This window comes from Nocardia australiensis, assembly GCF_020733705.1.
Taxonomy (GTDB): Bacteria; Actinomycetota; Actinomycetes; order Mycobacteriales; family Mycobacteriaceae; genus Nocardia; species Nocardia australiensis.
In genome coordinates this window covers 1,638,660-1,651,269 of sequence record NZ_JAJFZM010000001.1, presented here as the reverse complement: position 1 = coordinate 1,651,269, position 12,610 = coordinate 1,638,660, and the positions used below count along the sequence as shown (strand labels likewise).

The window sequence follows — 12,610 nt, the reverse complement described above, 5'->3', positions numbered from 1 at the left end:
ACGGTGCCGATGCCGCCCTCCGCATGGGCGGACACCGAGTCTCGTCCGCACGACCCACGCCGCGCCGCGATTCGATCGGCTCATGGCGGTGATCACCCACTGACGACGCGGATTGGGAGACAACTAGTCGTTAACTGCGCGCCCCAGCACCAAACAGCTCTTATCGGGGCGAATCTGCGACGATCAGAACTGCGAGCGAATCCCCAACCTCACCGGGACTGTCGGTTTCGATTGCGAGCAAGACGGTCCGGACGGCCTCGATCGCCGGTGGTTTCAGCGATGTCAGAAAGGCGATGTCGGGAGTTCCGAGTGCCGCACGAATGTCCTCGCCACAGAGCGCGGCAGCCGTTGCGGCAACAATTGCCAGAGCACGCTCACCGCGCGAGGTTCGAGCAACGAACCCGGCATCCGAGTGCGCGATCTCCGCGAGAAAGTCGGCGATCTCCACATCCGGCAAATCCGCATCGACGCTGCGCGCCCCTGAATTCTGCTGTGTCACAGTGTCTTCGGCTGATGCCGGGTCCCGGTTGCCCGGCTTCGTACCGCGGACCAGGCCATCCACCAGGTTGCGACGCGCGGGTGCCATCAAGGAGACCAACACCGGTTCATGCGATCCATCCGCCATCCGCTCACCGTAGCGATGACGTTCGGGCGGTATTCGACGGCAGCTCTCAGCATCCGGGTGGTGTGAACGGTTGCGGATTATCGGCTCGCCACTTAGCTTAGGTTTACCTAAACTAATGCCGAACGCGTCGAGCACTGGAGGTCCGCATGCCGAACACGACCGTCGCACCGTCCACTGCCGAGCGGATACGTAGTGCGTGTGCCCATGCCGAGCAGTCGGTACTCGCGATGCCCGGTATTGATCCGACCACGGTCTCGGTGCACCACCTGCGGCAATGCGGCGACGCGGTGATCGCGGTGCCCACCAAGTCGATGGCCGCGGTGCTCACCGGAAACTCGGGCGACGGTGGCGCACCCGCGGTGCTGGAACTCACCGACCACTCGCCGCTGACCTTGCGAGAACCGGTGCGCGCGTTGGTCTGGTTGCGCGGTTGGGTGCGATCGGTGCCCGCCCAGGCACAGCGTGCGCTGGCGAGCGAGGTCGCCAAGGACAATCCGCACCCCGCGCTGCTCGACGTCGGCCACACCGCGACCCTGCTGCGGGTGGTCATCAATTCCGCCGTGGTCGCCGATACCGTCGGCGCCGAATCCGTGTGCGTCGACGACCTGCGCCTCGCCGAACCCGACCCGTTCTGCGCCCTCGAATCCGCCTGGCTGCTGCACATGGACGCCGATCACGCGGACGTCGTGAGTCAGCTCGCCAGGCATCTGCCGCCCAGCCTGCGACGCGGTTCGGTACATCCGCTCGCGATCGATCGCTTCGGCCTGACGCTACGCATCGAGGGACTCGACGGCGACCACGATTTCCGGCTGCCCTTCAGCGCCCCCGTCGAGGACATCGAGTCCCTCAGCCGCGCCGTCCGAACCCTCGCGGGCTGCCCCTTCCGCAACGGCCTGCGCCGCATCTGATCGTCCTGTGCCCCGACCCACGCTGTCCCGCAATCACACTCGCGCGCGACATGCCTGGACAGCACCGCGCTACGTCATAACGAGCCGCACTTCGTCGTGCGTCATCCGATAACCCGTTCGGCAACGGGCGACTAGTTGACGATCGCAGCGTGCTCAGATCCGCACGAGCGATCGGATAATCGGGCGAATTCCCTTCAGTGCACCACCTCTCGCGTGGCTACCCGAGCGCCTCGGCAATTCACCCAATCGACAGTGCGAGGGCACACGGGGTCGCGCTGGCAATAGATTCGACCGCATGAGTGCTGAGTCGGCTCCCACCTGGGACGAGCCCGAGTCGCCGGATCGGGAACGGTTCGCGATCCGGCTCGAGATCGTGGTGGTTCTGGTTGTCACCTTCGGGCTGAGCGGGCTCAGCGCGGCGCTGTCGCTGATCGAGAGCGCGTTATCGCCCGGTGGTGTCGGTAGCAAGACGGTCGCGCTGAACCCTTCGCGGGCCACCCAGTCGACCATCGACCTGTTGTTCCAGCTGCTCAGCGTGCTGCGGCTGGCAGGATGGGCGGCTCTCGGCTTATACCTGTTGTGGCGCAGTGGAATCGGGCCGCGCCTGATCGGCCTGGCACGCATCCGCTTCCGATCCGACATGCTGCCGGGACTCGCGCTCGCGGCCATCATCGGACTTCCCGGTCTCGGCCTGTACCTCACCGCGCACGCCATGGGTTTCAGCGTGACGATCGTGCCGAGTTCGCTCGGTGACTATTGGTGGCGACTGACCGTGCTGATCCTGTCCGCGTGCGCGAACGCCTTCGCCGAAGAGATCCTCGTGGTCGCCTACCTGATCACCCGGCTGCGCAAGCTCGGCTGGACGGAAAACTCGGCGCTGCTGGCCTCCGCGGTACTTCGCGGCAGCTACCACCTCTATCAGGGCCTGGGCGGTGGCATCGGCAATCTGGTCATGGGCCTGATCTTCGGCCGATTCTGGCAGCGCACCAACCGCCCGTGGCCACTCATATTGGCGCACGCGACCATCGACACGGTCGCCTACATCGGCTACACCGTGCTGCACGGCCACGTTTCCTGGCTGCCGTAACCAAGTGCTGTCGATACGCGAAATCAATAGGAGCGCCCGATCGCGGGCGCTCGCGATCGGCGCTGGGACGGCGGCCCGGATCGACCGCGAACAGCAGCATCCGCCGACCCCGACCCACCGAGATCCGGCCGCGGCGAGCCGAGCCCGCGCAGCCCCGTTCAGTAGAGTCCACATGATGAATGGCGACGACCCCCAGCACAACGCACGGACGCGCCGGGTCCCGCCACCGTCGGGCCAGGCACCGTATCCGCCTGCGCGGCCACAGCACCCCCCGCGCTTCGGACCGGAATCCCCCAACGGACCCACCAGGAAGCTGCATCGGGACGGACCGCCGAACTACGCGCCGCCGCTGGCGTACTCGCAGGTCCCGCCGGATCCGGCCGCGACGCGCACGCCACCACCACGCAAGCCAGGACCGACGCATCAGCCCACCCAGCAACCGGTGCCCTATCACGAACCCGCGCAACGAACCCACGCGCAGACACAGCGGCCGATGCCATACCGTGCGGCGCCGCCACCGGTACCGCCCGCCGCGCCGCCGCGACGTCGCGATCGAGAGCCCGAGCCGCCGCCACGCCGCCGCCGCAAACGGCACTTGTTCCGGTGGTTTCTGGTGTTGCTGCTGGTACTCGTGCTGGCCATTGTCGGTGCGATCGTCCAGTTGGACCGCTCGCTGACCCGTATCGACGCGCTCACCAGTTATGCCGATCGAGTGGGTGACACGCCGGGCACCAACTGGTTGCTCGTCGGTTCGGATGGCAGGGCCGGACTCACGGCCGATCAGGAACAACAACTGGCCACCGGCGGTGAGGTCGGACCGGAACGCACCGACACCATCATGCTGGTACATGTCCCGAAGTCCGGGCCGACAACGCTGGTCAGCCTGCCGCGCGATTCCTATGTCGGCATCCCCGGCCACGGCAAGGACAAACTCAATGCCGCCTTCGCGATCGGCGGCCCGCAGTTGCTGGTCCAGACGGTCGAGACGGCGACCGATGTGCGGATCGACCATTACGCGCAGATCGGATTCGGCGGCTTCGCGAGTCTGGTCGACACGCTCGGCGGCATCGATGTCTGCGTGCCCCAGGCCATCGACGATCCCCTGGCCGGCATCAACCTGCCCGCAGGTTGCCAGAAACTGAACGGCCCCGAGGCACTCGGCTTCGTTCGCAGCCGCGCCACCGCCCTCGCCGACCTCGACCGCATGAACAATCAGCGCCTGTTCATGGCCGCGCTGCTGAAAAAGGCGACAAGCACCTCCACCCTGGCGAACCCGCTGAAGCTGTGGCCACTTGCCCGCGACACCGCAAAGACGCTGAAGGTCGATAATGGCGATCACATCTGGGACCTTGGTCAACTCGGCTGGGCGCTGCGCGGCGACACCGTCGCGACCACCGTTCCGGTCGGCGGGTTCAGCGATACCGACAGTGGAAATGTGCTGCTGTGGGACAAGGAACGGGCCAGTGCGTTCTTCGATGCGCTGTCCAAGGACCAACCCATCCCGGACGACCTTCTGACGAGGTAGCGTCGAGACTATGCCCGACAACGACGAGGTCCAGCCGTTCAACCTGCTGCTGCGCGCTCAGATCCGGCGCGGCTTCACCGCAGCCCAGCAGTACCTTTCCGCGGCGGTGTACCTCGATTCGAATCGGCTGCCTCGGTTGGCCGAATACTGCTACGGCAAGTCCGGCGAGCATCGCGGACACGCCCTGCGAATGGTGCAGTATCTACTCGATCGCGACCTCGAGGTCCAGGTCGGCGGACTGGACGAGGTCAAGTCCAGTTTCGAGTCCCCTCGCGAGACGATCGCTTTCCTGCTGGAGGCGGAACGAACCCGCAGCACCCAGATCACCGCGCTGGCCGGTGCGGCGCGCTCGTCGGGCGACTATCTCGGCGAACGATTCATCCAGTGGTTCCTCGAGGAGCAGGTCGAGGAGGTCGCCGGGATGACAACACTGCTTACCGTGATCGACCGCGCGGCAGGCGATCTGTTCGACGTGGAGGATTTCATCTCACGAGAACTGCGTACGACACCACGTGCCGACCTGACCGCGCCGAAAATGGCGGGCGCAGCGCGAAACTGAGCCCGAATCGGCCGGGAACTAATTAGGCAACACTAGCCTCAATAAGGCTGTACTTGGATGACACGCGGTCTGACCAGCGATATTGTCGCTTGCATGTCCAGCCATCCGGAGTCCCCGCGCAGCAAATTCCACAGTCTGCTTCATGACCAGATCCGGCATGAATTCAATGCCGAACATCAATACATCGCGATCGCGGTGTGGTTCGACAATGCGGATCTGCCGCAGCTGGCCAAGCGCTTCTACGCCCAGGCCGTCGAAGAGCGCAATCACGCGATGATGATCGTGCAGTATTTCCTCGATCGGGATATCAGCGTCGAACTCGCCGGAATCGATGGCGCGAAATCTCGTTTCGAGAATGCCCGCGAACCGATCGCATTGGCACTCGCACAGGAGAAGGCCGTTACCGACCAGATCGTCCAACTGGCGAGCACGGCGCGCGAAGAGGGCGATTACCTGGGCGAACAATTCATGCAGTGGTTCCTCAAGGAACAGGTCGAGGAGGTCGCCAATATGACGACGTTGCTGACCATTACCGATCGTGCCGGTTCCAATCTCTTCGATCTGGAAGATTTCATCGCCCGCGAAATGAGCGGTGTCAGCGATACTTCCGGCGCTCCGTCCACCGCGGGCGGCACCGTCTGATCAAGTCGAAAACTGTTGCAGACCAGGCCCAGCTCGTCGCGACGAACTGGGCCTGTCGCTGGTATATCGAGGGCGGCGTCTTACCGCCGCCATCTTATTGTTGCGCGGGCTGTCTACGAAGCGCTCAGCGAGCTGAGCAGCGTCACGATCAAACCGAGAATCGCTTCCATGGCGTGTTCCTACTTCCTCATCTGAATCGGTGAGAGTGTCCTCACCACCACCATCTATCGGTGATGTTCAGAACATAATCGAGGATGAATAGAAATGAGCGTGTTTCACAAAATTCAGCGCAACATTTTTTGACTCATCGCAAGGTGACCTGACGCGACCGCAAACCGTCCCGGGAACGACGCTCGTCGGCCGACAGCGGTGCGTCCGTCGCCAGCGCCTCACCCAACCGGGCTCCGAACTCGATGGCGGGCGTATTCCACTCGCTGGCATGCAATTCCGGATCGAGATCGAACACCGGCACCAGCAGGCCATGGGTACGGAACGATCCCGCGAATCGCGACCCCTCGCCGAAGTGCAGTCCACCCGCGGCATGCAGCCGGGCCAGTGCCAGCATGAGGTCATCCTCGTTCTCCGGGCGAACCCAGCGCACATGCGCCTTTTCGCCCGCGTCGACCCACCAGGCCGCGCCGATCGAATCCTCGCTGAGTTCCAGGCGGGCCGACGGCATGATCGCCTCCTTCGCCTGCTCGATCGTCGCGGCGACCTGCGGATCCGGCTCGACGCCCTCGGGCACCCACCAGTCGAAGTCCTGATGCACGGTGAGCTCGAGGTCGGCACCGGGGTCGATCACGTCGGCCAGACGCGGACCGCCCTCCATACTGTCGGCCGCTGACAGAGATTCACCCGGTTGCGCGGACTGCGTCCACAGAATGGCCGCCGCGAGATCGGCGCCCGGGTCCACACCCTGGAACTGGACCTGTGCTCCGACATAACCGGTCGGATCCTCGCCCGCGCGCACCAGCGCCGCGACCGCGCCGGGCAGCACCGTGGCCAGCACCACCGATCGTTGTGCCGCTATATCGGACGACAGCTTCAGCGTCGCGGTCGCCGACGGCACGAACTCGCGTAACGCGACGAGATCGCATTCCGCGGCCAGACCCTCGAACGGGCGCGCGACGCCCTGTGCCGACTGCTGCAGCGCCGCTCGCCGCTCGGCGAGACGCTGCGCCCGGTTCCCGCCGGGCTTCGGACTATTGCGCTTGCTCTTACCCACGGGAGCACAACCTACAGGGTGCGGTGCGGGTCAACGCAGCGCCTGCGGCGGCGTGTGGCCGCGAAATCAGGCGGCGGCCAGCAACGCCTTGGTGCGGCCGGGATGGTTGGTGGCCAGCCAGCTGACGCCGAGATCGGCGCACAGCCGCACATCGCCGGGCTCGTCCACCGTCCAGCAGTAGGTAGCGCGACCGGCCGCGGCAGCCTTATCGACGAGATCAGGGTGCTCACGCAGCGTTTTCACCGACGGACCGACCGCCGTGGCGCCGACCGTTGTCGCGGCGCCGCCCCCCAGGTAGCGTGAGGATTCGCCGAGCAGCACCGTCGGCAGCAACGGCGCGGAACGCCGGATGCGCCACACCGCGGTAGCCGCGAACGACATCACCACCGCGCGCGAATGGTCGGCGGATGCGGGCGTAGCGATCCCGAAGCGCTGTAGTTCGGCGAGTAGTTTGTTCTCCACCAACGCTCCGTAGCGCACCGGATGCTTGGTTTCGATGAACAGCTTGGTCGGCCTGCTGCGCCAGTCGAGCACCAGCTCGATCAGCTCACTGAGAGTCAGCACGGACGACGGTTCGCCGTCGGCGCCGAAATCGAATTTCCTCAGTTCATCCAGGGTCATCTCGCTCACCAGCCCAGTGCCCGACGAGGTCCGATCGACGGTCCGGTCGTGCAGGCAGACCAGGTGCCCGTCCCGGGTCAACCGGACATCACACTCCACCCCATCGGCGCCCTCCTGCAGCGCAAGCTCATAGGCGGCGAGTGTGTGCTCGGGGCGTGCCGCCGATGCCCCTCGGTGCGCGACGACGAACGGCGCGCGACTGCCCTGGTTCACTTGGCCATAACCTCCTCGTGCTCACGATCGGAAGCGTCTTCGCCGACCGGTTGATCCTCGGCGATGCCGGCAACCGCTACGTCACGCCCCGTTGAATTCACGGAATCGGGCCGGACTTCACTCGACGCCGAGCCACCCGGATGCACCGGCTCGATAATCGGCGCATGCGGATCTACCGCGATCACCCAGCGATGGGCAGTCCTGGCATGGCCGAACAGATCGCGGCCCTCGATCATCCGGAGCAACCACAACGTCAGCACGGTGACAGCGACCGCGACAACGTCGGTGAACGCGGTGAACAGTACCCCGTCCGCCTTAGCCTGCAGGGAATCCGGGAACCGCCACAGCAGCGCCGCCACCGCGACGATCCCGCCGAACACCCAGGCGGCCCACCAGATTCGGATCGCCCGCAGCACCCGAGGATCGGCCGGCCGATCCGGCGCCGAAACCAGCTCGGTGAGATAGGTTCCCGGCCACACCAGGTTGACGACCGGAACCAAGCAGCCGAGAGCAAGCGAGCGAACCGACCTCGCGTCGGCTCGACCGGACCGGGCATAGGCGTCGCGCCGAGCATCGATCAGCCAGCCGAGCATCGCCACGGCGGAGGCCAGCCCGAGCCCGAGTCCGAGCAGGGCGGACAGATACAACAGGTAGTCCGAAACCGTCAGCAGCAGTGGATCGATCAGCCGGGTGCGGTTGCGCAGCAATATCCCGTAACGACCGAGTTCGGCGAGGCAGGCCACCGCGAACGCGATGGCGGTGGCAAGCAGCAATACCCCGACCCGGTCGGTGAACGCGGCCAGCGGACGTGGTGCGGCGGCGGCAGGCGCGGCGGGCGGATCCAACAGTCCCCAACGCGGGATCTCGGTGTAGCGGGGCGTCTCGACCGGCGGTCCGTTCCGCTCGGATGGCGCCGACCGGCGATATCGCTGGTCGGGCCGTCGCGCCACCCACCGATAGTTGCGCTGCTTCGCAGGAGCATCGATGGGCGCCGGAGACAGCAATACGCCGCGGCAGCGCGGGCACCAGAGCATCGGCGTCGCCTGTACGGCCCAGCGCGCCCCGCACCGCGCACAAGGTTGCACCACCGTACTCACGGGCGCTCCTTTTACGTTCGTCAATAGATCTTCGCCTGGTGATCGCCCTCGGCGACCAGCGGACGACCCGACTTCTGCCATGCCACCATGCCACCGTTGACCTGGATGGCGTCGAATCCGACATGCGTGAGGTACTTGACCACCTCGATAGATCGACCACCCTGTCTGCAGATGACATAGAGGTCCACGTCGTATTCCAGCTCGTCCACCCGAGCGGGCACGTCGACCATCGGGATGTGAATCGCTCCCGGCGCATGGCCGAGCTGCCATTCGTCAACCTCGCGCACGTCGAGCAGTATCGCCGACCGCGCATCCGAGGCGGCACGTTCGGTGTTGTCGAATTCGCCGGGCACGGCTTCCACCGGCACCGACGCGACTTCGGAGCTCGTCACTCTTCGATCCTGCCATGGGTACGACACAGTCGCGGAGTTCTGGTCCCGCCCCGGAATCCCCAGGCCCGATAGCCGCCTCGACAGCAGACCAGTAGCTCGGGTATGTTCTGTCCTTCCGGGTCCTGTCGGATGCCCCGCTCCGGGGCGGTATGTGCATACCTTCATCAGAGTTATCCACATAATCCACAACTTGATCCACAGCCCTTGGCTATTGAGCAGCACACCACCAACAGCCCCCGCCTATCAGGCAATCCGCTGGTGGGTCGCATATACGAACACTGCCGCATGGGGACAGGTTTCCAGTGGGCGTTCCAGCAGCCTGATAGCGAACTAGAGCGTTGCGAACGACCGATCCGGGACTCCCCTCCTTGCCATCCCGGAGCGGTCATTCGCCGCGGCTTCGGGACTGAAGGCTGAGCAGGTCCCGACAACTACTTGGACGGCGCCCGAGTCGATTCGGTTCCATAAAAACGACAACACTAGCGAAAAAATGAAATACCGGGTTCGAGCAGGTGCTGTCGGTAGCCTTGGCCTATGAACGTGAGCAGGGGGCTACTCGACGGAATGGACACCACCGGACTCAACACCGCGCTCTCCGAGGCGACCTGCCTCGGGCTGGAAGTCGACCAAACGGAGGGTCGGCTGAACCTGGAACTGGAAGTGCTGACGCTTCCACCGGACGGAACCGCGATCGAGGACCATCGGGTCCGACTAACCTTCACCGGTGTCAGCCGGGTCGCCGCCTCCATGCGCGTCCAACGCTGGGACGACGTGGTCGCCACCGTGCTGCCGCTGCGACTGGATGGCCTCGACGAGGGAATCCGCAGCTTCGGCGGCGGGCGCCTGCACGGCTGGGAGTTCATCGACGTAGACGACAGCGGCTGGGCACTGTGGGGCGAATTCCTCAGCTTCGACACCAAGATCGACGACCACATCTCCGCGCACGTACTGGAGTTCTCCCAGGAGGAGGGCATCGATCCGCGCGAACTCGATGTGCGGGTGTGGTTCGACAACATGATCATTCACGACTCCAGCGGCAACGAGATCCCGCTGCGCGAGTTCATCGCGGGCGGTGTGCGCTGGTGGAAGGCCCACGACGCGGGCGACCCGCAGACCATCCGTCCCGGCATCGTGCCGCAGCTGTAAGTCCGCTATCTCCGACCGAACGCCGGGAACCGCACATCCGCTCAGCGAATGTGCGGTATTTCGCTGCTACAGCGCGCTCTCCCACTCAGGTACCCGAGCTCACTCAGGCACCCAGGCCGACCGGGCAGCTCACGCCGGTGGCATGCACCGGGCAGTAGCCGCCGGGATTCTTGGCCAGATACTGCTGGTGGTAGCCCTCGGCGTAATAGAAGCCAGACAGATCCGCCAACTCGACGATCTCCGTGGTGATCCGCCCATAGCCGACCGCCGCCAACCGCTGTCCATAAGCTTTGGCGGTCGCCTGCGCAACCTCGGTCTGCTCCGGACTCAACGTCAAAATGGCCGAGCGATACGCGGTTCCGCGATCGTTGCCCTGACGCATGCCCTGCGTCGGATCATGGTTCTCCCAGAACTGCCGAAGCACGCCAGGGTAGTCGATGACCTCGGGATCGAAGGCGACCAGCACAGCTTCGGCATGCCCGGTCCGTCCGCTACACACTTCCTCGTAGGTCGGATTCGGCGTATAGCCGCCGACATACCCGACAGCGGTCGTGTAGACACCGTCGAGCTGCCAGAATTCCTGCTCCGCACCCCAGAAACAGCCCATCGCCACCACAGCGACCTGCATATTCTCCGGGAACGGCGGGAGGATCGAATGCCCGTTGACATAGTGCGTAGCTGGTACGACCAGCGCCTCATCCCGCCCCGGCAGCGCCTGCTCCGGTGAAACCATCGACGGTTCGGGAAACCGAACGCGCCCGACTAGTTCGTCGTACCACGACATGGTTCGATGCTACGCGTGCGGTGTGTGACGATCCCATCAGCTTCACTTGCCGCACAGTAAATACCGACCCCACGGAATGCGGGGGCACAGGGCCCGGTTGCAACGGAGCGGGTGTACGAATGATGGTTGGGTGTGCTCGAAGACGACGCGCACACAGCCCGACATATAGGAAGGGACATCGTGGCTGACTACACGTTGCCAGATCTGGATTACGACTACAGCGCCCTGGAGCCCCACATCTCCGGGCAGATCAACGAGATCCACCATTCGAAGCACCATGCCGCCTATGTCGCCGGTGTCAACGCGGCGTCCGAGAAGCTGGAAGCCGCTCGCGAGGCCGGCGACCACAGCGCGATTTTCCTGAACGAGAAGAACCTGGCCTTCCACCTGGGTGGGCACGTCAACCACTCCATCTGGTGGAAGAACCTCTCCCCCAACGGTGGCGACAAGCCGGTCGGCGAGCTGGCCGCGGCCATCGACGACCAGTTCGGTTCGTTCGACAAGTTCCGCGCCCAGTTCACCGCTGCGGCCAACGGCCTGCAGGGCTCCGGCTGGGCCGTGCTCGGCTACGACACCCTTGGCCAGAAGCTGCTGACCTTCCAGCTCTACGACCAGCAGGCCAACGTTCCGCTGGGCATCATCCCGCTGCTGCAGGTCGACATGTGGGAGCACGCCTTCTACCTGCAGTACAAGAACGTCAAGGCGGACTATGTCACCGCGTTCTGGAACGTCGTCAACTGGGAAGACGTGCAGGAGCGCTTCGCTCGCGCCGTCGGCCAGGCCAAGGGCCTCATCTTCGGGTGAGTTGTTCGACTAGGCGTTGATCGCGGCTTCGACCGGCCCGTGGGCAGTTTTACGCCCACGGGCTTTTCCTTTTGTCCGGTTGGCACTCTTTGGTACTTGTGTGCCAGGTGAGTCTTGGGTCATTCTCGGAATCCACAGGTACGAGGACGGGCAAGCCGCCCCCGGGTTCATGACGGGAGGCACCATGCACACAAATGGACCGATCGGCATCACGCCGTTCCAAGCCCGCGGATCGCTGCGCGGTTTCGTCATCTCCGGCCGCTGGCCGGATACCACCAAGGAATGGGCCCAGGTGCTGGTGCTCGCGGTCCGGGTGGCCACCCTGCCCGGACTGCTCACCACCTCGACCGTGTTCGGAGTGCGCGAGGAGCTGCCCGACGACCCGGAACCGGGCACGGTGGGTTTGGTGCTGGCCGAGGGGCCGGTGCTCGGTATGGAGGCGCTGACCCCCGGCAGGTTTGCCGAGCATGTGCCCGCGGCTCTGCTCATGTTGCATCCGCCCTCGGAAACCCGTCCTTCGCTACCGGAGTGCTCTGGTGCCGCCTCCGGCTGCGTGCTGCTGCCGGGCGTCCCGCATCTCGGGCTGGAGCATCGCGCCGCATGGGTCGAGGCCGAATCCGACGGCACCATCACCTCGCTGATCAGCCGGGTGGGACTGGATCCGATCAGTGATCCCGATACTGCGGTTCTGGCCATGCTGCTGGCCGCGTAAGGGTGCCCGAAACCCTCGGCGCGGATCGCCAAACTTATTGTGCGCATTACGATTTCGATAACACCGACTTGGCGCATAGGCGGCAACCGGGGTATGGTCGACAGCAGCGAAGGGGAGTAGCCCCCAATCATGCAGTCGACATACTGATCCGCGGTTCCATGAGAACGCGGGTCCGGCTGCATGAACCGGTAGATACCGGTGGGCGAGACCTTCGGCCTTGACAACTGTTTCGTTGTCGGCCGGAGACGTACCCCAGATCTCCCAGCCGAC

General features: G+C 64.9%; 14 protein-coding genes. 8 read left to right on the top strand and 6 right to left on the bottom strand.

The window, feature by feature from the left end; genetic code table 11:
• Positions 1-160: 160 nt before the first annotated feature.
• Positions 161-760: a hypothetical protein gene (locus LKE06_RS07460; RefSeq protein ID WP_227997884.1), complete on the bottom strand. Its 600-nt coding sequence runs from the start codon at positions 758-760 to the stop codon at positions 161-163.
• Between the two features lie 11 nt (positions 761-771).
• Here LKE06_RS07460 and LKE06_RS07455 point away from each other — a divergent pair, with 11 nt between their 5' ends.
• The 5 genes from LKE06_RS07455 to LKE06_RS07435 all read left to right on the top strand — a co-directional run bounded on the left by LKE06_RS07455 (position 772) and on the right by LKE06_RS07435 (position 5,346).
• Positions 772-1,533, top strand: coding sequence for a DUF2470 domain-containing protein (locus LKE06_RS07455; RefSeq protein WP_227997883.1), 762 nt, complete (start codon positions 772-774; stop codon positions 1,531-1,533).
• Between the two features lie 295 nt (positions 1,534-1,828).
• On the top strand, positions 1,829-2,620 hold the full coding sequence (locus LKE06_RS07450) for a CPBP family intramembrane glutamic endopeptidase (RefSeq protein ID WP_227997882.1): 792 nt from the start codon (positions 1,829-1,831) through the stop codon (positions 2,618-2,620).
• Between the two features lie 175 nt (positions 2,621-2,795).
• Positions 2,796-4,145 (top strand): LCP family protein, encoded by a 1,350-nt coding sequence (locus LKE06_RS07445; RefSeq protein ID WP_227997881.1) that lies wholly within the window; start codon positions 2,796-2,798, stop codon positions 4,143-4,145.
• A 10-nt stretch (positions 4,146-4,155) separates the two neighbouring features.
• On the top strand, positions 4,156-4,704 hold the full coding sequence (locus LKE06_RS07440; RefSeq protein ID WP_227997880.1) for a ferritin: 549 nt from the start codon (positions 4,156-4,158) through the stop codon (positions 4,702-4,704).
• A gap of 93 nt (positions 4,705-4,797) precedes the next feature.
• Complete coding sequence (locus tag LKE06_RS07435; protein WP_227997879.1) at positions 4,798-5,346, top strand: ferritin; 549 nt, start codon at positions 4,798-4,800, stop codon at positions 5,344-5,346.
• A gap of 304 nt (positions 5,347-5,650) precedes the next feature.
• Here the strand turns inward: LKE06_RS07435 and LKE06_RS07430 are convergent, their stop codons facing one another.
• The 4 genes from LKE06_RS07430 to LKE06_RS07415 form a co-directional block, all read right to left on the bottom strand.
• Positions 5,651-6,571 (bottom strand): DUF5926 family protein, encoded by a 921-nt coding sequence (locus tag LKE06_RS07430; protein WP_227997878.1) that lies wholly within the window; start codon positions 6,569-6,571, stop codon positions 5,651-5,653.
• A gap of 66 nt (positions 6,572-6,637) precedes the next feature.
• Complete coding sequence (locus LKE06_RS07425; RefSeq protein WP_227997877.1) at positions 6,638-7,405, bottom strand: glycerophosphodiester phosphodiesterase; 768 nt, start codon at positions 7,403-7,405, stop codon at positions 6,638-6,640.
• A complete protein-coding gene (locus LKE06_RS07420) occupies positions 7,402-8,502 on the bottom strand; it encodes a DUF4328 domain-containing protein (RefSeq protein WP_227997876.1) in 1,101 nt (366 codons plus the stop codon). Before LKE06_RS07420 ends, LKE06_RS07425 begins: the two co-directional genes overlap by 4 nt.
• A gap of 20 nt (positions 8,503-8,522) precedes the next feature.
• Positions 8,523-8,855 carry a rhodanese-like domain-containing protein gene (locus tag LKE06_RS07415; protein ID WP_372477352.1) on the bottom strand — a complete coding sequence of 111 codons (333 nt, stop codon included), beginning with the start codon at positions 8,853-8,855 and terminating at the stop codon, positions 8,523-8,525.
• Between the two features lie 573 nt (positions 8,856-9,428).
• On the opposite strand from LKE06_RS07415, the gene LKE06_RS07410 reads away from it, so the two are divergent.
• On the top strand, positions 9,429-10,040 hold the full coding sequence (locus LKE06_RS07410; protein ID WP_227997874.1) for a hypothetical protein: 612 nt from the start codon (positions 9,429-9,431) through the stop codon (positions 10,038-10,040).
• A gap of 103 nt (positions 10,041-10,143) precedes the next feature.
• Here LKE06_RS07410 and msrA read toward each other — a convergent pair whose 3' ends face one another.
• Entirely contained in the window at positions 10,144-10,824 is a 681-nt protein-coding gene (gene msrA / locus LKE06_RS07405; protein ID WP_227997873.1) for a peptide-methionine (S)-S-oxide reductase MsrA, read from the bottom strand.
• Positions 10,825-11,004: 180 nt separating this feature from the next.
• On the opposite strand from msrA, the gene LKE06_RS07400 reads away from it, so the two are divergent.
• Positions 11,005-11,628 (top strand): superoxide dismutase, encoded by a 624-nt coding sequence (locus tag LKE06_RS07400; protein WP_227997872.1) that lies wholly within the window; start codon positions 11,005-11,007, stop codon positions 11,626-11,628.
• 184 nt (positions 11,629-11,812) lie between these two features.
• A complete protein-coding gene (locus tag LKE06_RS07395; RefSeq protein ID WP_227997871.1) occupies positions 11,813-12,340 on the top strand; it encodes a peptidase in 528 nt (175 codons plus the stop codon).
• The last annotated feature ends 270 nt before the right edge of the window (positions 12,341-12,610 follow it).

Excerpts from the sequence above, each read along its gene's own strand:
- LKE06_RS07435 (WP_227997879.1), top strand. The coding sequence starts at position 4,798 with ATGTCCAGCCATCCGGAGTCCCCGCGCAGCAAATTCCACAGTCTGCTT.
- LKE06_RS07440 (WP_227997880.1), top strand. The coding sequence starts at position 4,156 with ATGCCCGACAACGACGAGGTCCAGCCGTTCAACCTGCTGCTGCGCGCT.
- msrA (WP_227997873.1), bottom strand. The coding sequence starts at position 10,824 with ATGTCGTGGTACGACGAACTAGTCGGGCGCGTTCGGTTTCCCGAACCG.
- LKE06_RS07395 (WP_227997871.1), top strand. The coding sequence starts at position 11,813 with ATGCACACAAATGGACCGATCGGCATCACGCCGTTCCAAGCCCGCGGA.
- LKE06_RS07450 (WP_227997882.1), top strand. The coding sequence starts at position 1,829 with ATGAGTGCTGAGTCGGCTCCCACCTGGGACGAGCCCGAGTCGCCGGAT.
- LKE06_RS07455 (WP_227997883.1), top strand. The coding sequence starts at position 772 with ATGCCGAACACGACCGTCGCACCGTCCACTGCCGAGCGGATACGTAGT.
- LKE06_RS07410 (WP_227997874.1), top strand. The coding sequence starts at position 9,429 with ATGAACGTGAGCAGGGGGCTACTCGACGGAATGGACACCACCGGACTC.
- LKE06_RS07445 (WP_227997881.1), top strand. The coding sequence starts at position 2,796 with ATGAATGGCGACGACCCCCAGCACAACGCACGGACGCGCCGGGTCCCG.